This window comes from Desulfatibacillum aliphaticivorans DSM 15576 (assembly GCF_000429905.1).
GTDB lineage: Bacteria > Desulfobacterota > Desulfobacteria > Desulfobacterales > Desulfatibacillaceae > Desulfatibacillum > Desulfatibacillum aliphaticivorans.
This window is the reverse complement of the sequence record NZ_AUCT01000002.1, coordinates 195,234-214,792: the sequence shown is the minus strand read 5'-3', so window position 1 is coordinate 214,792 and position 19,559 is coordinate 195,234. Positions and strand designations below refer to the sequence as shown.

The 19,559-nt window shown below is 55.0% G+C and carries 16 protein-coding genes; 8 read left to right on the top strand and 8 right to left on the bottom strand.

Annotated features, from left to right (window positions below; translation table 11 throughout):
* Positions 1–284: 284 nt before the first annotated feature.
* Positions 285–1,577 carry a DUF362 domain-containing protein gene (locus G491_RS0103165; RefSeq protein ID WP_028313548.1) on the top strand — a complete coding sequence of 431 codons (1,293 nt, stop codon included), beginning with the start codon at positions 285–287 and terminating at the stop codon, positions 1,575–1,577.
* Between the two features lie 99 nt (positions 1,578–1,676).
* Here the strand turns inward: G491_RS0103165 and G491_RS0103160 are convergent, their stop codons facing one another.
* Genes G491_RS0103160 through G491_RS0103150 form a run of 3 tightly spaced genes read right to left on the bottom strand, consistent with a single transcriptional unit; the run spans position 1,677 to position 5,073 of the window.
* Positions 1,677–3,401, bottom strand: a complete 1,725-nt coding sequence (locus G491_RS0103160; protein WP_028313547.1) for a YcaO-like family protein — start codon at positions 3,399–3,401, stop codon at positions 1,677–1,679.
* A 42-nt stretch (positions 3,402–3,443) separates the two neighbouring features.
* The gene (larE, locus tag G491_RS0103155) at positions 3,444–4,283 is read right to left on the bottom strand and encodes an ATP-dependent sacrificial sulfur transferase LarE (RefSeq protein WP_051326998.1); all 840 of its coding nucleotides are present in this window, start codon (positions 4,281–4,283) and stop codon (positions 3,444–3,446) included.
* 16 nt (positions 4,284–4,299) lie between these two features.
* Positions 4,300–5,073, bottom strand: a complete 774-nt coding sequence (locus G491_RS0103150) for a crotonase/enoyl-CoA hydratase family protein (RefSeq protein ID WP_028313545.1) — start codon at positions 5,071–5,073, stop codon at positions 4,300–4,302.
* Positions 5,074–5,343: 270 nt separating this feature from the next.
* On the opposite strand from G491_RS0103150, the gene G491_RS0103145 reads away from it, so the two are divergent.
* Positions 5,344–6,234, top strand: coding sequence for a sulfite exporter TauE/SafE family protein (locus tag G491_RS0103145; protein WP_028313544.1), 891 nt, complete (start codon positions 5,344–5,346; stop codon positions 6,232–6,234).
* 431 nt (positions 6,235–6,665) lie between these two features.
* Entirely contained in the window at positions 6,666–7,940 is a 1,275-nt protein-coding gene (locus G491_RS0103140) for a GMC family oxidoreductase N-terminal domain-containing protein (protein WP_028313543.1), read from the top strand.
* Positions 7,941–8,323: 383 nt separating this feature from the next.
* Here the strand turns inward: G491_RS0103140 and G491_RS0103135 are convergent, their stop codons facing one another.
* The 5 genes from G491_RS0103135 to G491_RS0103115 form a co-directional block, all read right to left on the bottom strand.
* Positions 8,324–9,397, bottom strand: a complete 1,074-nt coding sequence (locus G491_RS0103135; protein WP_028313542.1) for a phosphotransferase family protein — start codon at positions 9,395–9,397, stop codon at positions 8,324–8,326.
* A 103-nt stretch (positions 9,398–9,500) separates the two neighbouring features.
* A complete protein-coding gene (locus G491_RS0103130; protein WP_028313541.1) occupies positions 9,501–10,574 on the bottom strand; it encodes a phosphotransferase family protein in 1,074 nt (357 codons plus the stop codon).
* A gap of 7 nt (positions 10,575–10,581) precedes the next feature.
* Positions 10,582–11,283 (bottom strand): TetR/AcrR family transcriptional regulator, encoded by a 702-nt coding sequence (locus G491_RS0103125; protein WP_015947234.1) that lies wholly within the window; start codon positions 11,281–11,283, stop codon positions 10,582–10,584.
* Positions 11,284–11,370: 87 nt separating this feature from the next.
* Positions 11,371–12,576, bottom strand: coding sequence for an acyl-CoA dehydrogenase family protein (locus G491_RS0103120; protein WP_015947233.1), 1,206 nt, complete (start codon positions 12,574–12,576; stop codon positions 11,371–11,373).
* 15 nt (positions 12,577–12,591) lie between these two features.
* Entirely contained in the window at positions 12,592–13,290 is a 699-nt protein-coding gene (locus G491_RS0103115; protein WP_015947232.1) for a histidine phosphatase family protein, read from the bottom strand.
* Positions 13,291–13,594: 304 nt separating this feature from the next.
* Here G491_RS0103115 and G491_RS0103110 point away from each other — a divergent pair, with 304 nt between their 5' ends.
* From G491_RS0103110 to G491_RS33295, 5 genes are all read left to right on the top strand, one after another.
* Positions 13,595–13,825, top strand: a complete 231-nt coding sequence (locus tag G491_RS0103110) for an amphi-Trp domain-containing protein (protein ID WP_028313540.1) — start codon at positions 13,595–13,597, stop codon at positions 13,823–13,825.
* A gap of 25 nt (positions 13,826–13,850) precedes the next feature.
* Positions 13,851–15,650 (top strand): hypothetical protein, encoded by a 1,800-nt coding sequence (locus G491_RS0103105; RefSeq protein WP_028313539.1) that lies wholly within the window; start codon positions 13,851–13,853, stop codon positions 15,648–15,650.
* 81 nt (positions 15,651–15,731) lie between these two features.
* On the top strand, positions 15,732–17,462 hold the full coding sequence (locus tag G491_RS33300; protein WP_169829380.1) for a SpoIIE family protein phosphatase: 1,731 nt from the start codon (positions 15,732–15,734) through the stop codon (positions 17,460–17,462).
* The gene (locus tag G491_RS0103095; protein ID WP_028313538.1) at positions 17,459–18,706 is read left to right on the top strand and encodes a mandelate racemase/muconate lactonizing enzyme family protein; all 1,248 of its coding nucleotides are present in this window, start codon (positions 17,459–17,461) and stop codon (positions 18,704–18,706) included. Before G491_RS33300 ends, G491_RS0103095 begins: the two co-directional genes overlap by 4 nt.
* Before the next feature lie 179 nt (positions 18,707–18,885).
* Entirely contained in the window at positions 18,886–19,515 is a 630-nt protein-coding gene (locus tag G491_RS33295) for a TetR/AcrR family transcriptional regulator (RefSeq protein WP_028313537.1), read from the top strand.
* Positions 19,516–19,559 lie beyond the last annotated feature (44 nt).

Here is a 19,559-nt window from a genome sequence, read left to right as displayed (position 1 = left end):
TAAGCGCACAAAAACAGCATTCTGGGCTGAACAGCGTTGAGTGTTTAACTTCACATTTTCGCCAATTGAGTTGTTCTGGACGTAAGTACGTAAGTTTACCCTGAAAAATTTCATGAGTCAAGCATTAGGGGCCGGAAGATTGTCCTGAACTCCCTTATCTCTCTGCTTGAAGTCAGGGATTGTCAGCGCAGGGCAAAAATTCCGAAGCCCGGAGGCTTGTCATTCCAATGTCCTGATGATATATTGCCTCAGTATGTTCTATAACCATCCCGGAGGAAAATTTCATGCAAAAACCGAGGGTTATTCTAAGATCCTGCGCCGACTACAATCGGGATCTTATGGGGGGGATTATAAAGGAAACCGTGCAGGAACTGGGCTTCCGGTTTCAGGGCAAGGTCTTTATAAAACCCAATGTGGTGACGGCTAACAAAAAATATATCCACAATTCTTTCACGCATCCCCAGTTGACGGCGGCCATGGCCGAAGTAATCCGCAAGGACCAGCCGGAAAGCCTGGTGATTGGAGAATCCGGGGGATTCGGAATTCCCTCCCGTTTGTTTTTTAAAGAGTCCGGCTATTTTGACATGGCGAAAAAGGAAGGCATAACCCTGCTGGACCTGAACGAGCATCCGCTAATTAAGACAACGCTCTCCAAAGCCAAATGGCATAAGGAGATGCTGCTTTCCAAATACATTGCCGAGGCGGACGTCAAGGTTTGGATGCCCAAGCTCAAGTACCATATTTTTGCATCCATCACCCATGCATTAAAGCTGAACATAGGCCTGCTGGTCCACAAGGAGCGGATGCTTTATCACGATCACCGCATTCATGAAAAAATCGTGGACCTTCTGGAGCCCGGATACCCGGACCTGGTAGTCGGGGACGCCATAGACATTACCTACGGTTTTGAATCCGCCCCTTATCCGGTGAGGCTGGGCCTGCTGATTTTTGCGGACAACCCCCTGGCCGCCGACGTGGTCGCCGCTCATATTATGGGCTACGACCCCCATGATGTGGCGCACCTGAAAATCGCTGAGGAACGCGGCTACGGCTCCTTGAATATTGACGACATCGATGTTTCGGGCGACGCGGATCTGGAAGAGCTCAAGGCCCGTCCCAAGGGCAAGAACAGCCTGTTTCAGGTTCTTAGCGAACTGGATACGCCCATTACATTTTATTCCGGAAACGCCTGGGACACGGGCATGGTCTGCGACGGCGGCTGCGAAGGCGGCCTGAAAGGATGCCTGGGAACCATTGAAAAACGCACCCCCGGCAGCCTGAAAAAGGCCAGACCCGGCGCTATTGTGTGCGGAGTGTACGACGGCGATGTCATCTGCCCGGACGGCCCGGTCATGCTCATCGGCTCCTGCGCCAAGGTGACGGGCAGGCTGGAGGCGCAAAAGGTATACAGGATCAAAGGCTGCCCCATAGGAGTTCGGGATCTTATGATCAAGGTCCCTTACGTGTTTAAGCTGCCGAGCCCCATGTTCGACCCGCGGGACGCGGTGCTGTTCATCTGGAACTCTATCGTTAAGGGTTTTCAAATTTTTAAAAACCGGGTGCTGGGGAAAGCCTAGAGATCAAAAAATGAGGGAGTGACGGTTGTCAATTCAATGACATTAAGACGAATATTTGACGCCTGCCCGGGCGGCCCCGGACAGGCGTTTTTAGGTCTGTCAGCTTGCCAGGCGTTCCAGGTTGGCTCTGGCAAAATCAATGGAGGGATCTAAAGCCAAGGCCTGCTTGTAGTATTGGATGGCCATTTCCGTCTCGCCCATATCCCTGTAGTTCGAAGCGATATTGGCGTAATCGATGGCCGAGCCCGGATCCAGGTCAATGACTTTCTGGAAGCTGGCGATGGCTTCTTCGTGCCGCCTGAGGCTGAAATAGCAAAAGCCCATGAGGTTGTGGCAGTCCGTACGGTCCGGGTCCATGGCCTCTGCCTTTTTCAGGATGCCGAGAGCCTCCTGATAGCGGCCCATGTCCTTTAAGGCGACTCCCATGTAAACCAGAATGCTGGGGGCGTCTTCAGGCTCCGGGTCGAATTCCATGGCCTTTTTAAAGCAGGTCAGGGCGGTTTCCGGATCGTCCAGGGCCATGTATTGCACGCCGATATTAAAAATCAGATAATACCGGCCGGGCAGGGCGGCGTCCATGTTCAGCAGCCAGGACATGGCCTCGTGGGGCGGCTCGTTTTCCGATATGAGTTTGGAGAGGAACAGGCCCACCCGATTGCGTTTGGCTCTTTCCCTGAAATGAGCGCCGGGGATAATGCTGTAAAAAGCCGGGATGCCCAGGCCGGGATGGGTGGTCTCAATGGCTATGACTTCCATGTTCTTGGGCTCCAGGGCCGCAGCCAGGGCCTCCACCTCCAGGCGGATATTGTCGTTGGACAGGTCGGGCATGTCTTGGATTCGGGTTTCCAGGCGGGATTTCAGGATAAAATCCAGTTCTTCCAGGGATTTTGGCTTGGGCAGGCCGCTGGCGAGGTAGTTGGCGCCGGAGTTGAAATCCCCGGCCAACTGGGCCACTTCGGTAATGGCGCGGCACAGGGCTTTTTGCGGGTTGGGCGCGGTTCCAGCGGTCCAGACTATTTCGCTGCTCTCGCCCATGGTTGCCGGATCGTAGGCCAAAGCCCCGACCGTGGGAATTCCCATGTCCAGCGTCAGGTCCACAAGGAAGAGCTCCACGCCGTTATCATCGAATTTCCGGATAAGCTCCAGGGCCATGGGGTCCGTAATGCTGTCCCTGCGGATCAGGGGGCATGGGATGGACTCCCGGGAAACCCGGGCGCAAACATGGCGTTCCACCACTTCGCTGATTCCCTGGCACAAGGCCTCTTCCGTCACGTTTCCGGCCGAAGTCCCATTGAATTCGTTGATGGAGAAAAACCAGTCAAAGGGAACCATCACCTGCTGGCCGGTGGTGAGGTTGGCGCCCAGGCGCCATCTTTGGGGATAGCGTGAGAACAGCCCCAGGGCTTTTTCCAGATCCTCGGAGTCGTCATTAACGGACTGGGCGATTAAATGGGGCGCCATGGCCCGGCCCCGCAGGTTCAACTGGGTGTCCACCACAAAATTGCCCGGATTGTTGGAAAAAGCATATAAGCTGAAGCGTTCGGCCAACTCCATGACCGCACTGGCCTCGGCCTGAGCCGGAGTTCCCCCCTTGCCCATTTGCTTCCGGTTTCCGGTGAGCGCCCGGGCGTCGCCGCCGCACATGCTCATAAAAACCGGAATGTCCAGGCGGCCGTTGTCCACGCGTACGGTTTTTTCCAGGATGTCCAGGTCCACCTGGGCCAGCCTCTCCCGGAATCGTTCCAAAGTTTCTTCCGGCGTGATGACCTTGTCCTGGTCTTGGTTTTGCGTCTTGATAGCGTCTTTAAGTTCTATTTTTGGCATGTCTTTCAACTTCTTCGGACCGCTTGGCCGCAGGGCGCGGCTTTAAACAATCCCTTTGTTAAGGTTGCCGGTTTTATATCCTGACAGATCCAGGCTTATATAAGAAAAGCCCAAGCCTTCCAACTCCCTTAAAAGGGCCTGACGGAGCGGCTTGAGCAGAATTCTTTCAAAGTCTTCCTCATTTACTTCAATGCGGGCGATTTCGCCGTGATGGCGCACCCGAAACTGCTTGAATCCCTGGCTGCGTAAAAAATCCTCGGCCTTTTCAATGGCCGCTAGTTTTTCGGCAGTCACCTCGCTGCCGTAGGGAATCCGGGAGGCGAGGCAAGCCATGGACGGCTTGTCCCACGTTTTCAGCCCAAGGGCCTTGGAGGCTTCCCTGATTTCCTGCTTACTCAATCCCGCGTCCGCCAGGGGAGATAAAACGCCCAACTCACGGGCGGCCTGGAGGCCGGGACGGTAATCCGAATAGTCGTCCGTATTCGCCCCGTGGGCGACTTTAGCAAGCCCCAGCGATTTTGCAAGCTCCATCAGAGCCCGCATATGAAGTCCTTTGCAAATATAGCACCGGTTTTTTGGGTTCGCCCTGAATTCCTGGACCTCCATCTCGCCTGCTTTAATAATATGATGTTTGATTCCAAACTGTTGCGTAAGAAGAGCGGCTTCCTGTTTTTCGCGTTGGGGAAGCAGGGGCGAGTCCACGGTGCCTGCGGCGGTTTTATCTCCCAGAGCCTGTTGGGCCAGGGCTAACAGCAGGCTGGAATCCACGCCGCCGGAAAAAGCCACGAGCACGGACTTCTGGGCGGCCAGCATGTCCCGGACTTGCTGCACTTTGGCTTCAAGATGCGGAGGCATGGGGCTATGGGGTTTTGCGGCATCCATAAATATTATAATAAGCTCAGGGCTTTTCCCTATCCTGGCCGGCCACGAACCGTTGGGCGCCCGACACGGTTTCTCCGCTTCTTATGACATCCAGACCCATTTGAAATTCCATTTCCATGGCTTTGTCAAAGTCCATGTTAAAGCCTTTTAACAGAGCCATGCGGTCGCTTCGCATGCAGGTTTGGGGGAACTTGGCAATGCGCGCGGCCAATTCCTCGGCGGCCTGGCGGGATGATCCCGGGCCGACCACCCGATTGGCCAAGCCCATGGCAAATGCCTCTTCCGCTCCGATGCTGCGGCCGGTAAGCACCATGTCCATGGCCCGGCTCTGGCCTATCAAACGGGCCAGGCGCTGGGTTCCTCCGTCTATCAAGGGCACTCCGTACCTGCGGCAATACACGCCGAATACGGCGTCCGACTCCATCACGCGCAAATCGCACCACAGGGCCAATTCCAAGCCGCCGGCCACGGCGTAGCCGGAAACCGCTGCAATGACCGGTTTGGACAACAGCATGCGGCTGGGGCCCATGGGGCCGTCCTGGCTCATGTCTTCGTTCAACTGATGCAGCCGCCCCCCTTCCGGGTCCGCGACCGCCGAGAGGTCCGCGCCCGAGCAAAAGGTTCCGTCCGCGCCGCATAACACGGCGACGCTGGCGGAGTCGTCCGCGTCGAATTCACGAAATGCATCGGCGAGAAGTTGGGCGGTGGGGCCGTCCACGGCGTTTTTTTTGTCAGGCCGGTTGATGATTACCGTAAAGACCGGTCCGTTTTTTTCTACAAGCACCTGCATAAAGGTTCTCCTTGTTATGGTAAAAAACGATCCGCATCGGGACGTTTGTCGGTCGCCCCGGAGATCGGATAAAGTATCACGGGCCGTTTAAGGGCGCAAGAGACTTCCTGCAGCCCAAATTTTGTATACCACTTTGTGGCAGTCGGCCGTCCATTTTACTTGGCTGGAAGCCGTATATGTGGCATAGATAAGATCAGTAAGCATATGGCATGGGTGTGCTTCCAATCTATCGAGCGCGTGGGTCCGAGCTTTTAACGTTCAGGAGCAGCCATGTATTTTCCCGTTGCAGACATCAACGTCCATCCTTTGGTTCCGCCCCTGGTGGCGTTCGCCGTGTCCTTTTTCACCTCCATGGGCGGGGTCTCCGGCGCATTCATGCTGCTTCCTTTTCAAGTGAGCGTGCTGGGGTATTCGTCCCCGTCCGTCAGCGCTACAAACCAACTGTTTAACATTGTCGCCATCCCGGGAGGAATTTACCGGTTCATCAGGGAACAGCGCATGCTTTGGCCTCTGGCCTGGGCCGTGGTGGTCGGAACCCTGCCAGGCGTGTTTATCGGCGCATGGGTTCGGGTCAAGTGGCTTCCTGATCCGAAAAACTTCAAGTTTTTCGCCGGGCTGGTGCTCCTGTATCTGGGATATCGGCTGGTGCTGGACGTGTTGAAGGGAACTAAGGGCAAGGGCATGGCGGCTAATGAGGGAAATCGCCCTTCCGTGGGACAGGCGAAATTCTCCATGTCCACCATCTCTTTTGAATTCGACCAGGACTCCTATTCCGTGTCCACCCTTAAAATTTATCTGCTGTGCTTTATTGTCGGGATTATCGGAGGCATATACGGCATCGGCGGCGGCTCCATTATCGCGCCGTTCATGGTGGCCATTTTCGGCCTGCCCGTATACACCGTGGCGGGCGCGGCCCTTATGGGCACCTTTGCCACCTCCATTGCGGGAGTCGCCTTTTACAGCTTTCTGGCAAGATACTATCCAGGCGTTTCCGTCGCCCCGGACATTGGCCTGGGGCTGTTGTTCGGCCTGGGAGGCCTGGCCGGAATCTATATGGGCGCCCGCTGCCAGAAGTTTTTTGCTCCAAGAACCATTAAAATGGTTTTATGCTTTTGCGTGCTGTTCGTTGCAGGAAAGTACATTTTAAATTTTTTCTTTTAAGCACTAATCCCAATCCCGAAAGATTGGAGTTAAGTCCTCAACGTTTACGATTGAACGTAGTGCTTTGAAATCAGATAGTTATGTATGCGGCTCATATCTATCTATATACCAGAGCCCGAGAGTCATGGTCCCTTCCCCCCTGGCGGGGGAAGGACAGGATGGGGGGGAACTATCCGGAATGACGCCCAATGTCACCCCCACCCCAACCCTCCCCCGTCAAGGAGGAGGGAGTTCTTGGGACGCCGGCTTGATGTTGAATACCTCATAGCCTACTGCAATTTCATGGATATGTGAAGAAAACTTGATTCTCGAAAGTATAGAGTTAAGTCGTTTTATTGCGCATTTTTCAAAATTTCTTGCAATCCTTCGCCTCCTGAATTATCCTTGTCTATACCAAGCGTAGAATAAAAGCCTCGAACGGAGGAACTTCCATGCAATACGACGCCATCATCGTCGGAACGGGGCCGGGCGGCGCTTCCACGGCCCGGGGCCTCAGCGCCAAAGGCGCCAGGGTGCTCATGCTGGAATGGGGAGGCGGGGAGCCTTTTAACGGCTCCCAGGTTCAGAGCCTTTCCATGATCGGCGCGCCCGGGAAGAATGTCTTTGTCACTCCCCAGGGCCTGATCGTAGGCCGGGCCACCACCGTGGGGGGCAGCACGTCCTTGTATTGCGCCACCGCATTCGACCCTCCGGTTGCAATGCTTGAACGGTACGGCGTGGACGTCTCCCAAGAGGCGGCGGAAGTCCTTGACGAAATTCCCTGCGCTCCCTTGAAAGACTCCCTGACGGGCGAGGGCGTCCGGCGTTTGACCGATTCGGCCCGCTCCCTGGGATACGATTGGAAGAAAATCCGCAAATTCATCTATCAGGATAAATGCCGCCTGGATTGCTACAAGTGCTATACAGGCTGCCCCTACGGCGCCAAATGGACCGCGCGCAACTTCGCCCACGAAGCGGTTGCAAACGGCGCCCAATTGATGGATCGCGCCCGGGTTCGCCGGGTGATCGTCAAAAACGACCGGGCCGAAGGCGTGGTCTTCAGGCATAAGGGCAGGGAGCGCAAGGCTTTTGCGCCCATGGTGGTCTTGGGGGCCGGAGGCTTGGGATCTCCGATTATTCTCCGCCGTTCGGGCGTAAAAGAAGCGGGCTGCAATTTTTTTGTGGATCCCCTTGTGATGGCCTTTGGCGTGACCGGGGATTCCGTGGGCGGCGGCGAGGTTCCCATGACCGCGGGTGTGCATTTTGAGGACGAGGGAATCATGCTGACGGACCTTTCCGTGCATCCCTCGGTGTACATGGGCTTTACGGCCCAGATGATGCGCTTTGACAAGGTTTTGGCTCACAAAAAGGTGTTGGGCATTATGGTGAAAATCCGGGACGACCTGGGAGGCCGCCTGACGGATCGCGGCGGGGTCATGAAAAACCTGGGCAAGGCGGATTGGGGGCGTTTAAGAAAGGGATACGGGATCGCAAAAAAGATCCTGAAAGGGGCGGGCGCCATGGATTGCTTCAAAACCTGGTACATCGCCGGGCATCCCGGCGGCACGGCCAAGATAGGAGACGTGGTGGACGCCAACCTCATGACCCGCATAGAAAACCTGTTCGTGTGCGATTGCTCGGTCATCCCCGAAGCCTGGGGCGTGCCGCCTTCCTACACCCTTGCCAGCCTGGGCAAACGCCTGGCGGGCCATATTGCCGCCAAATGAAGCCTATTTGTAATTCAACCGGGGGCGCAGAGCGACATGTTGTTCTTTGGAAAAGGCGATTAAATCCATTTTAAAATGGAATTTTAGCAAAAAATAATGCATAATTTCAGAGATATAAAAAGTTAGGATTCTGCGGGACGTCCGTCAAAAAGTCAATAACTTTAAAGGCTATTGAAATCATTTGATAATAGAATTTGGGGGGACGTCTTAATTTGGGGGGACGTCTTTGATTAGTTGACTTTCTTTAGCAATTCGGGGCGGCGTCCAGGGATGGATGACTGAAAACGGATAACAAAAAAGCCCCGCTCGCGTGAGCGCCTGACAGGCAAACTCAATTGCGGAGGCGGGGCTTGATTTTTTGTTCTGTCTGAAAGACTTCCGGGCTAAATTTCCAGCTTGCCCTCCACGATGCGGTCGGCGGCGTTGGCCAGGATGTGCACGGCTAAGCCCAATTGGGCGAAGCGCTGATCCTTGGTCTGCTTGTGGTAGAACCGATAGTAAATCTGCTGGGCGATGACGATCAGGCGGAAAATGCCAAAGCACCAGTAGAAGTTGAAGTTGTCCATGTTGATGCCGGTTTTTTCGGCGTAGCGATCAATGATCTCTTTCCGGGACATGACCTCTCCAAGCTCCGGGGGCATCATGGGGGCGGACCGCATTTCGTCTGGGTCGCCTTTCTGGGTCCAGTACCCGAGAGAACTGCCCAGGTCCATCAGGGGATTGCCGATGGTGGCCATTTCCCAGTCCAGGACGCCGATAATCTTGGTCGGGTTGTTGGGGTCCAGGATGACGTTGTCGGGCTTAAAGTCGCCGTGGAGGATGGTGGCTTTGTCCGGGTCCGGGGGCATGCGTTCGGCCAGCCAGGCCATGATGGCTTCACAGTCCGGGACGTCCGGGGTTTTGGCCTTGCGATAGCGCTTGCTCCAGCCTTCCACCTGCCTGCGGGTGTAGCCCTCGGGCTTGCCGAAGGTGTCCAGGCCCACTTCATACATATCCACGTTATGAAGTGCAGCGTGGACGTCGATCAATTCCTCGCAAAAGGCCCGGGTTTTTTCAGGCGTGAAATTCAGTTCCTTGGGAAGCTCTTTTCTCAGGATGATGCCCTTGATCCGCCTCATGACGTAGAAGGGGCAGCCGATGACGGACTCGTCGTCCGTGTAGGCCAGCACTTCGGGGCAATAGGGATAGGCCTCGCGAAGCGCCTTCAATACCTTGTACTCCCGGTGCATGTCATGGGCTGTGGCCGCTTTGGTGCCGAACGGGGGCCTGCGCAAAACAAGGTCCGCGTCTCCCACGGAAATACTGTATGTCAGATTGGAGTGGCCGGAGGGAAACTGGCTGACCTTCACCTCGCCTTCCAGGCCGGGAATGGAGTCCTTTAAAAAGGGTTCGATTGCCGCGGCTTCCAGTTCTTCGCCTTCCCGAATTTCTTTTGGTTTGTCTAATGTTTCGCTCATGGATTGCTCCTAAATATTCTTGTCACAGGCGTTCACACAACGGGAAATCGTTTTCATCCGGTAAAATAACGGCCAGTTTTTTGGCTCCCAGGGAGAAGATTCTTTACAGGCTCATGCCGCCTTTTATAATGGCGCTGGCCTTTTTGGTTAAAACATGCACCCTGTGGATAAACTCGGCGAAACGTTCGTCTTTGGTCTGGCCGTGGTAGAAACGATAATAAATTTGCTGGTCTATGACAATTAACCGAAACACGCCGAAGCAGATGTAAAATGTGAAGTCCGGGATGTCAAACCCGGTTTTTTCGGCGTATCGTTCGATAAGTTCTTTTCTGGTCAATGCCCCCGGTATGTGGGTGGGCATCATGCGAATGTCGATAAAATCCTGCTCGTCGTCGGCCTGAGCCCAGTAGCTGACCGGGTTCGCCAAATCCATCAGGGGATTGCCCGTGGTGGACATTTCCCAGTCCAGGACCCCGATGATTTTGGTGGGGTCATGGGGATCCAGGATTACGTTGTCCATCTTGAAATCGCCGTGAAGCACGGAGGCCCGGTCCGGTTCCGGGGGCATATTGGCTTCCAGCCATTCTATGATGGGCTCGCAATCAGGCGTGTCGGGTGTTTTGGCGTTGTGGTAGCGCCTGGTCCACCCTTGCACCTGCCTTTGGGTGTATCCTTTGGGCTTGCCGAAGTTTTCCAGCCCCACTTCCTTGATATCCAGGGTATGGAGCTGAGCCAGGACGTCCATCATCTCCAGGCACAATGCCCTGGCTTTTTCCGGCCCAAGGTTCAGGCCTTCGGGAACGTCCTTTCTGATGATGGTCCCCTTGATCCTCTCCATGACATAGAACTGACTTCCTATGATGGAGGCGTCTTCCGTGTAGGCCAGGGGCTTGGGGCAATAGGGAAATTTTCCGTGCAGGGCGCTCATCACCCGGTACTCCCGCCCCATGTCGTGGGCGGATTTGGCTTTGGCGCCGAATGGGGGTCTGCGCAGGACCAAGTCCCTGTCTCCGGCTTTGATGCTGTATGTCAGGTTGGAATGTCCTGACGGGAATTGACTGATTTCAATAGGACCGTCCAGGCCGGGGATGGAGTCTTTTAAAAAAGGCTCGATGGACGCGAGGTCCAACTCCTCGCCTTCCCGGGGGGCATGCGGTTGATCCAGTATCAGGCTCATGGCGGTTCTATTGTTCCATTGCAGTTTGGTTGTCCAGGTATGCGAAGGCCCAATCTACCACAACTTTGCCGTATGCGTCCACGGTAACCTGTCTGGCCTGGTACTTCCATTTTTTCAAATACCAGTCCTGCAACATGGCCTTGATAAAAGCCGAGGTCATTTCCGGATCCCTTGGCTTAAAGATGCCTTCCCGCTGGCCCTGCTTAATGATGTCCGCGTACATCTGCTCGGTGGACAACTCGCTCAAGATGGCTTCCTTTTGGGCGCGCTTGGGCAGGTTTTTGGCCTCCATATAGGAAAAATAAAACCATGGCTGCATGACCTCGGAAAGATAAAGGTGCACAACAATGGCTGTTTGCAATTTTTCCCGGGTGGCCTCGACGGTTCCTATCTGCTCCTCCAGGATGCGCGAAGTGATGCGTCGACCCTGATCCTGGATCATGCGCAGCAGCTCTTCCTTGCTGGAAAAATAGGAATACAAGGCGCCCATGGAAAGGCCTGCGCCTGAGGAGAGATCCCTCAGGCTCATGGCATGGAATCCTTTTTTATTGCTCAAGGCCAGGGTGGCCTCGAATATTTTCCCGAGGTTCTTTACCACCCTTTCAGGCTTTTTGACTTTGATCAGGTCCTTGTTTTCGTTGAAGATCTCCTTGCAGATCTCTCGCCGCGAAAGATGGACCATGCTTTTAAACTCTTCATAAGTCATCATAGCGGGGTCGGTGGTTCCCTCCGTTTTCTTGTTATGAGGGAAAGGCCTCCCGGGGCCTGACGCCCTGAAAGGCCTTTTCCAAAGCATCTATCTGATGTTTTTGCCTTCGTATTCCTTTAAAATTCTCCGGGCAATGCTTGCCTTGTGCACTTCGTCGGCGCCGTCGTAGATGCGGGCGGCTCTTTCATGCCTGAACAGGAAGGCGATTATCGTATCGTCAGTCATACCAAGTCCGCCATGAACCTGCAAGGCCCTGTCGATAACTTTTTGCATAACTCCGGCAACATAGAACTTGATCAAGGAGACTTCCTTGCGGGCTTCCTTGTGTCCCTTGGTTTCCATGGCCCATGCGGCCTGGAGAACCATGAGGCGGGCCGCTTGAATTTCGGCGGCGCTTTCGGAAATAAAGGCCTGGATGATTTGTTTGGAGCCCAGGGGCTGTCCGGGGGCCATCATGCGGGTGTTGGCCCTGTGAACCATCAGGTCGAAAGCGCGGGTGCAGATGCCGATCCAGCGCATGCAGTGATGGATGCGGCCGGGCCCGAGGCGTTCTTGCGCGATGACGAATCCGCCGCCCTCGGGGCCGAGCAGGTTGGACTGGGGTACGCGGCAGTTTTGATACAGGATTTCGCCGTGGCTGGACCAGCCGCTGCCTGCATGGCCCATGACCGGGATGTTGCGAACCAGGTTGAAGCCTGGTGTGTCGCTGGGCACGATGATCATGCTGGCCTGCATGTACTTGGCGTTGTCAGGGTTGGTCACCGCCATGACAATGGCGAATTCTGCGCCGTCCGCGGAAGAGGAATACCATTTGTGGCCGTTGATGATGTAGTCGTCGCCGTCCTTGACCGCCGTGGTGTCCATGATCACGGGGTTGGAGCCGGGCTGCTCCACTTCCGTCATGGAGAAGCAGGAGCGGATTTTACCTTCAACCAAAGGCTGGAGGTATTTATCCTTTTGCTCGGGCGTGCCGTGGAGGTTCAGGATTTCTATGTTGCCCGCGTCAGGCGCCTGGCAGCCGAAAACATAGTGGCCGATGGGCGTGCGGCCCAGGGCTTCGGAAACCAGGGCATGGTCCATGAGGTTCAGGCCCATTCCGCCGTATTCCTTGGGATGGTTGGGCGCCCACAGCTCCATCTTTTTGACCATGTCCCGCTTTTTTTCCAGCTCGGGTTCCATATCCCTGAACTCATTAGTCAGGAATTCAGGCTCCATGGGAATGAGTTCCTTGTCCACAAATTCTCTAATCATGCCGAGAATGGTTTCCATTTTTTCAGAGATGGCAAAATCCATGCAGTCCTCCTTGGTTTATCGATCGGTAATGAGTGACTCGTCCAGGTACGACACATTATTATACCCTTGGAGCGTTATGTGATTCCTGTTAAATTCAAAAACAGTAACGGATGCGTTCAACGTGGCGAATGCCAGTTCCATGGCTTTGGTGTAATCCAGGTCCAGGACGAACTGCAGGGCGGCTGAAACCGGGCCGGCCGAGGAGAAAACTATCACGTTCTCGCCGTCCCCGTGGGTTTCCATTACTTCTTTCACGCCTTTGGCGACCCTGCTGGAAAAGGCTTGCCAGGTGGGGCCTTTTTCCTCGTCCTGCTCCCCGCTCACCCATCTGAGCATGGCCTGGCGGAAAAGCCTTTCAAACATCTCGCGGTCGTCCGGAAGCCTGTTTAACTCCTGGGCGATGGAAGGCTTCTCCCGGATCATCTCCTCAATCTGGATGGTCCACACGGTGGTTGCGTCGTATTCGTCAAAAGCCCCGTTCACCACAAAATCGCCTGGGCACAGGCCCTCAAGGCCGCCCTCATCCACCAGGGGCTGGGCGGTCTGCTGATGACGCAGCATGTTTCCCGTGTACACCGCATGAAACTTGGATTGCTTGTCAATGAGATGCCTGGCCAGGTTCTTTGACTGCTCTTGCCCTGTGGGGGACAATCTGTCGTAATTCGGCGTCCCGAAAGAGGCTTGTCCGTGGCGCACCATGTATAAACGGCTCATTGGCAATATCATTCCTTGAGGTTGTTCGGGCTGGTCCGCCCGAATGTTGGGGCAATTATCAAGCATATTGATTCGGGTGTCAATAAAAAAACGAGCGATCGTTCTTTTTTTGGCGCGATCGTGAAATTTTGCGTGAATTCAGGACGGTCAGGCAAAGCTGAGCTTTCGGATTTTTATGCAAAAATCTTTCCATTAGGGAAGGCCGCTGTGCGTTTTCAGGGACGCCCGCCAAACGCCTCAGTCTTGTATCGGTTGGGCGAATATGCTATTTTGAGCGCCCGACGAATTAAAAGGAGCGATAATTATGGCAGCCAAGAAAGAACGCGACGTCGTTAAAGAGTATTCCGTCAAGCAGACGGTGGAAAAGCTCAGGCGCCTGGCGGATTGCCTGGAGAGCGGCAAGCCTTTCCGCATTCAGATTGCCGGGGAGCGAGTCAACGTGCCGGCGGGCGCGGTTTTCAACATTGAGCATGAGCGGGAAGGAAACTCGGAAGAGGTGGAATTCCAGTTCAAATGGGAAAATAAATCTGACTGATCCGGGATTCATTCCAAGCAGGCGGATGCAAAACCGCATAATGGCTGCGCTGGTGGTTTTGGCGTGCCTTATTATGGCTGTCCCCCTGTTTTTTCGCCCCGGCAAGACGGCGGATTTTTCCAACGGGGACTGGCGGCAGTTGTATTTTCACCATAAGGCGGCCCGGGACGCCGTGCTGGATCAGGGCGAACCCGGGTTCTGGAGCCCGTATGTGAACGGCGGGTTTCCTTTGGCGGCCCACCCGCACGACCCTTCCTTTTCCCCTTTGTTCCCCATTATACTCGCGGCCGGAGAAATCCTTGGGTGCCGCATTAACGTCTTTTTGATATTTCTTGCCGGGACGGCCGGAATGGCTTTGTATACGCGGCGGAGCCTCGGTTTCAACCGGTGGGGCGTGTTTAGCGCGACCGCCTTGTACGCCGTATCCGGGTGGCTGCCGGCCCGCCTCTTTGGGGGAAACTACTGGGAGACCTTTTATTACCTCTTTCCCATAATCGCCTTTTGCCTGGCCGGCGCCGGAAGGGACAAAAGATACTTTTTCGCCGCTGTGCTGTTGCTGTATTTGCTGTTGGCGGAGGCGAACTTTGTCTTTCCAGTGACTTTACTCTTTTTGGGGCTGCTCTGGCTCTTCGGCAAAGCCTTGCCAAAGCCGGATGACGCAGGCTTAAGCGGGGGCCTGGCCTTAAAAAATCTAATCCTGGCCGCGGTTTTCGCCTGTTTGGTCGGAGCGGTTAAGTTTTATCTCCTGACCGGCCTGCTGGCCGTCAATCCCAGGGCTGTGGACTACCAGATATTCAAGCCCGCCCAGGAAGCCATGCCGGCGCTTAATCCGTTCCAGGGAATCGCCGCTTTTTGGGAAGGTTTCATCAAAACGCGCCCTTTTATTGAGATTGCCAAAGCCTCGGGCGGAGTCGGGCCGAATCTTGTGGGGCCGGAGTATATCGGGTGCGGGGGGCTTGCCCTGGCTCTGGCCTGCCTGTCCCCCCTGCTGTCCTTTCGGCGCTATATAGGCGTTGCGGTCCTGCTGGGGTTGTCCATCGCCGTCAGCTTTAGCTTATACTTGCCCTTTGACCTTTTCGCGCCTTTGTCCCGCTTGCCTGTGTTTGGGGCCATGTATAATACGGTCAAGTACTTTAATTTTTTTATCTTATTCTTTATCTGTATAGGTTTCGGAGGCTTTTTTCACACCTTGTTCAACCGAATGAAGCACCGAAATGGTAAGTTAGCTTTGGCCCTTTTTATGGCCTTTGCGGCGGTTTATCCCCTGGCGGCCAACCGGCTGATCATACCGCTGACTTTTTTTCATGATCCTCCGGAGGCGGGGCAGCGGGCGGGTTTCAGCCAAGTGCTCTATGGCCCTTTGTATATAAACCTTATGGAAAATACGGGGGTGATCAAGTGGCATTCAAGCATTCAAATTCCCACGAACGCCGTACCATCCCGGTTGGAGTTGGGAGCCGGCGGCCCTGAAGAATATTTGCACAGCTACCGCGGGGAAGCCTGGCTGGCTTCAGGCCGGGGCGAAGTCAGGCTCCTTGACGCGAGTTATAACCGGATAAGGGTTCATGTTGATATGCAGACGCCGGGGCTTTGCGTAATCAACCAGAATTACGATCCGGGCTGGTCGTCGTCCTGGGGGTGGGTTGTAGACGTGCAAGGCCTGCTTGGCGTCCATGTTACGGAGCCGGGGCAAAGGGACGTTTTGTTAATCTTTCGACCCAAAGGAATTTGGATCGCGGCAGGGGTTGGCATAGCGGCCCTTCTCCTGTTAATATGGGAGTGTTTCATGGGTCAAAATAATCGAAGTCGTAGACATTCTGCATAAATAGCTATACCTTGCCAAAATGCGGCGGGGGCGCGGCGCTGTGCAGCGTCCGGCTTTTGGTTCAGATAGCGGGGAAGAGCAGTGAAAGACTTGGACGATACACAAAATAGTCAAAGCGGTGCAGAGTCCTTCAGCAAAATGTTTGTGCTGAGGTCCTTCCGCCGCAGAACGGTCGGCGGAAATTTTGTGGGCATGGCGCTTTGCGTCTTATATTTTGTGTTTTTCGACTCAATCACCGTCGCAGACAATTTAAGCGGGATTTTCTATGGATCGGCGGGGATTTTTCTCTTTCAAACCCTGATTACCGGGCTTGCCGTTCGCAGATGGTTCCGCGATGTTGTGGGGTATATGGACGTCCTGAACGGACAGATGCAGGAGGCTCCTGGGATCAAGGAGATCGCCAAAAGAAAAGTCATCAATCTTCCCTATTTATCCGCTCTGGCCACCATTTGGAACTGGCTGGCCGCCTCCCTGGTTTTCCCCGTGATGATACCCTTTCTTGAAAATATCTCCGGCGATCCGCGTTTGCCGTATCGCATGTTCCTGGGGATATTGTTTTCCGGAGTTATAACCACGAGTCTGGTCTATTTTAACATGGAGCTTTTCAGCCGGGAACTATGGCCGAAATTGTTCCCTAACGACAAAATTACCGGAGTAAAAGGCGCCTGGCGTATGACCATGGGGACGAGAATTATCATCTCCCTGATTGTGACCGGGGTGCTTCCCATCCTGATGTTGTCCGTCGTGGTGTACAACAAAACCCGGCTCATGCTGGCGCAGAACCCGGAGTCCCTGCTGCACTCCCAGTTGGCTGTCATTTCTTTTCTGCTGGTTGGATGCACCATCGCCACGTTAATTGTAGCCCGCATGGCGGCCAGAAGCATTGTCGTTCCCCTGGCGAATTTGGAAAGGGCTATCAGAAAGGTGGAGGCCGGAGATTATAACGTGAGGGCGCCTTTGGTTTCCAATGACGAATTGGGGACCGTGTCCGAAAGTTTCAACAACATGATCGGCGTTCTAAGGGATAAGGAGCGCATGAAGATCATGGAATTGGAGATGGAGCAGGGACGCAAAATTCAACAGGATTTTCTTCCCAAGGACATCCCCGAGGTTTCCGGCTGGGAGATTGACGCGGATTTTCATCCGGCGAGGCAGGTGGCGGGGGATTTTTACGACGTCTTTAAGCTGCCTGGAGGCGGCGTGGCCTTTGTCATTGCCGATGTCTGCGACAAAGGGGTTGGCTCGGCCTTGTTCATGGCTTTGTTCAGAAGCCTTTTGCGTGTGTACACCCTGCAGTTGGGCGAGGCCTGCGACGACGGGCATTGCCATGACGGTCCGGTGCAAAACGCCTTGTACGCTGTTTCCCACACCAATGACTATATAGCGGCCGTGCACGGAGAGCAGGGCATGTTCGCCACCGTGTTTTTGGGCGTCTTGGACCCGGCCGGCGGCACGCTGGATTATGTGAATGCCGGCCACGAACCCCCGATCCTGGCGAGAAAAGACGGATCGCAGGAGCTCTTGAACCCCACCGGGCCGGCAGCAGGTCTGCGGGAAGGCATTGAGTTCGGCCATGGCGCCGTTACGATGGAAGCCGGCGACCTGCTTTATGGATACACTGACGGCGTGCTGGACGCCCGCAGCCCGGAAGGAAAGGCTTTTTCCCGTAAGCGCATCCTGTCTCTGGTGGAAGGCGCCCAGGATTCGGCCCACGGCCTGGTTTTATCCGTGGATAAGGCGCTGTTTAAACACATGGCCGAAGAGCCCCAGTTCGATGACATCACCATGATATGTCTAAGGAGAAAAACATGAGCAAAATTGCGCGGATAGAGCTTTATCACGTGGCCCTCCCCTTGCCGGCGCCCTTTTATCCAAGCTGGATTCCAGGCCTCCCCCAAACGGAAAACCGCTTTGATCTGATTAAAGTGACTACCGACGACGGCATCACCGGATACAGCGCCTGCACGGCCATGGGCCGGGAGCGGGCCGGTCTTGGAGAGGTGCTGGGACCGTATTTGCTCGGCGAGGAAGCCACGGACATTGACCTGATTAATCAGCGGGTCCGGGAGGTGGGCTACGTGGGGCAGCGCCAGGGATGGATCGAACCGGCCTTCTGGGACATCCTGGGCAAAAAGCAGGGTAAGCCGGTTTACGAGCTTTTGGGCGGCAAAGCCTGCAAGGTGGACCTTTACGCCTCCACCGGCGAGGTGAAAGGCCCGGAGGAGCGCATCGAGGAAGTCCAGGCCAGGTACGAAGAAGGATTTCGCACCGTCAAGCTGCGCGTCCATGATTTTGATCCGGACATGGATATCCGTCAGGTTACGGAAACGGCCAAGGCCATGGGCGATAAAATGGCCATAGGCGTAGACGCCAACCAGGGCTGGCGCGTGACCGTCGTGGGCGCAGCGCCCCTTTGGGACATGCAGCGGGCCAAATACTTCGCCGACGCCTGCGCCGACGCCGGGCTGGCCTGGATCGAAGAGCCCCTGCCCATGGACGCCTACGACGACCTGGCCGAGTTGACCGCCTACAGTAAGGTTCCTATTTCCGGCGGAGAGCTTAATTCATCGGGCCTGCCTGAACTGGCCATGATGATCAAAAGGCATTGTCTGGACATATTCCAGCCCGACGCCTGCTTTACCGGCGGCATCGCCCAAACCTTTAAAGTCGCCCAACTGTGCAAGGAGCACGGCCTTTTATACAGCCCCCACACCTGGACCAACGGCATCGGCTTTGCCATCAACCTGCAACTCATGGCCGCCAGCGGCTTTGCCGAGAAAAAGGCCCTGGAATATCCCTACGCGCCTCCCGGCTGGGTCATTGAGGCCAGGGACGGCATCCTGGAGACGCCTTTCACCCACCAGTCGGGCTCGCTCCAGACTCCCGCGTTGCCGGGCCTGGGCTTCAACATCAACGAAAAGGCCCTGAAAAAGTACGGCCGCAGGTTTTTCGTCATGGATAAGAAACGCCTGGTTTGGTATTCCATTAAAAATCGGGGAATTAAGGTTTCCCTGGAGGTGGACAAGGCCCGTAAAAAGAGGATGGACCAAAGCTGATTCCTTGCTCAAAGTTAAACTAATATATCTCTCTGTAAATATAGGCAAAACCCCGCTTTTTCCGGCGGGGTTTTTTGTTGTCGTCCGGGGCTTTGTTGTCGTGCGGAATAATGCTTGACATCGGCGGATCATTTACTTATTGAACGTTTAGTAAATTAATTCAAAAGGAGAATAGAGGCTTGTCCAAGGAAAAACAAACGCGCAACGCAGAGGCCACCAAGGCGGTTATCCTGGAAGCTGCGGAAAAGCTGTTTGCGGAAAAAGGCTTCGCCGGGACGTCCGTTCGGGAGATCTCGCAAAAGGCAGGGGTGTCCGGGCCTTTGATCATGTTTCATTTTAAGAGCAAGGACGGGGTTTATAAAGCGGTGAAGGCCGCCATTGTGGACAGGTATGCAGGGTCGAAACGCCCCGTCCTTGACGTCGGCATTCCGGCCTCGGAGTTCCTGCGGGAGTTCGTGGAGGCCATGTTCGCTTTTTACAGGGATAACCCCTCTATGCTGCGGCTTTCCAAATGGGACAACCTGGCTGGAGAGCAGGACCCCTGGCCCGGCGAGGACGAGTGGCACCACATGTACGAGGAGTATTTCCTGCAAGCCCAGGCGCGGGGCGAAATCCGGACGGACCTGACTCCCATGAACATATTTTCTTTTATAACCGGGTCCGCCCATGTTTGGTGGGAGTATCACGACCATTTTTTACGCCATGAAGAAAATCAGGGGCGGGGGGGCGAAGCGGACGCCCGTTTTTTAAACGAGTTGACCGGGTTTGTTTTACGCGGGCTGTCGCCTGGTCCAGGAGATTTGGAATAAGCCGTGAGGATAAAAAATGCATTCGGGGATGACAAAGGTTCAAA

Coding starts and splice junctions, on each gene's coding strand:
- G491_RS0103110 (WP_028313540.1), top strand. CDS start 13,595: ATGGCAGCCAAGAAAGAACGCGACGTCGTTAAAGAGTATTCCGTCAAG.
- G491_RS0103125 (WP_015947234.1), bottom strand. CDS start 11,283: ATGATGACTTATGAAGAGTTTAAAAGCATGGTCCATCTTTCGCGGCGA.
- G491_RS0103150 (WP_028313545.1), bottom strand. CDS start 5,073: ATGCAGGTGCTTGTAGAAAAAAACGGACCGGTCTTTACGGTAATCATC.
- G491_RS0103095 (WP_028313538.1), top strand. CDS start 17,459: ATGAGCAAAATTGCGCGGATAGAGCTTTATCACGTGGCCCTCCCCTTG.
- G491_RS0103165 (WP_028313548.1), top strand. CDS start 285: ATGCAAAAACCGAGGGTTATTCTAAGATCCTGCGCCGACTACAATCGG.
- G491_RS0103130 (WP_028313541.1), bottom strand. CDS start 10,574: ATGAGCCTGATACTGGATCAACCGCATGCCCCCCGGGAAGGCGAGGAG.
- G491_RS0103120 (WP_015947233.1), bottom strand. CDS start 12,576: ATGGATTTTGCCATCTCTGAAAAAATGGAAACCATTCTCGGCATGATT.
- G491_RS0103145 (WP_028313544.1), top strand. CDS start 5,344: ATGTATTTTCCCGTTGCAGACATCAACGTCCATCCTTTGGTTCCGCCC.
- G491_RS0103105 (WP_028313539.1), top strand. CDS start 13,851: ATGCAAAACCGCATAATGGCTGCGCTGGTGGTTTTGGCGTGCCTTATT.
- larE (WP_051326998.1), bottom strand. CDS start 4,283: ATGGATGCCGCAAAACCCCATAGCCCCATGCCTCCGCATCTTGAAGCC.
- G491_RS0103140 (WP_028313543.1), top strand. CDS start 6,666: ATGCAATACGACGCCATCATCGTCGGAACGGGGCCGGGCGGCGCTTCC.
- G491_RS0103135 (WP_028313542.1), bottom strand. CDS start 9,397: ATGAGCGAAACATTAGACAAACCAAAAGAAATTCGGGAAGGCGAAGAA.
- G491_RS0103115 (WP_015947232.1), bottom strand. CDS start 13,290: ATGAGCCGTTTATACATGGTGCGCCACGGACAAGCCTCTTTCGGGACG.
- G491_RS0103160 (WP_028313547.1), bottom strand. CDS start 3,401: ATGCCAAAAATAGAACTTAAAGACGCTATCAAGACGCAAAACCAAGAC.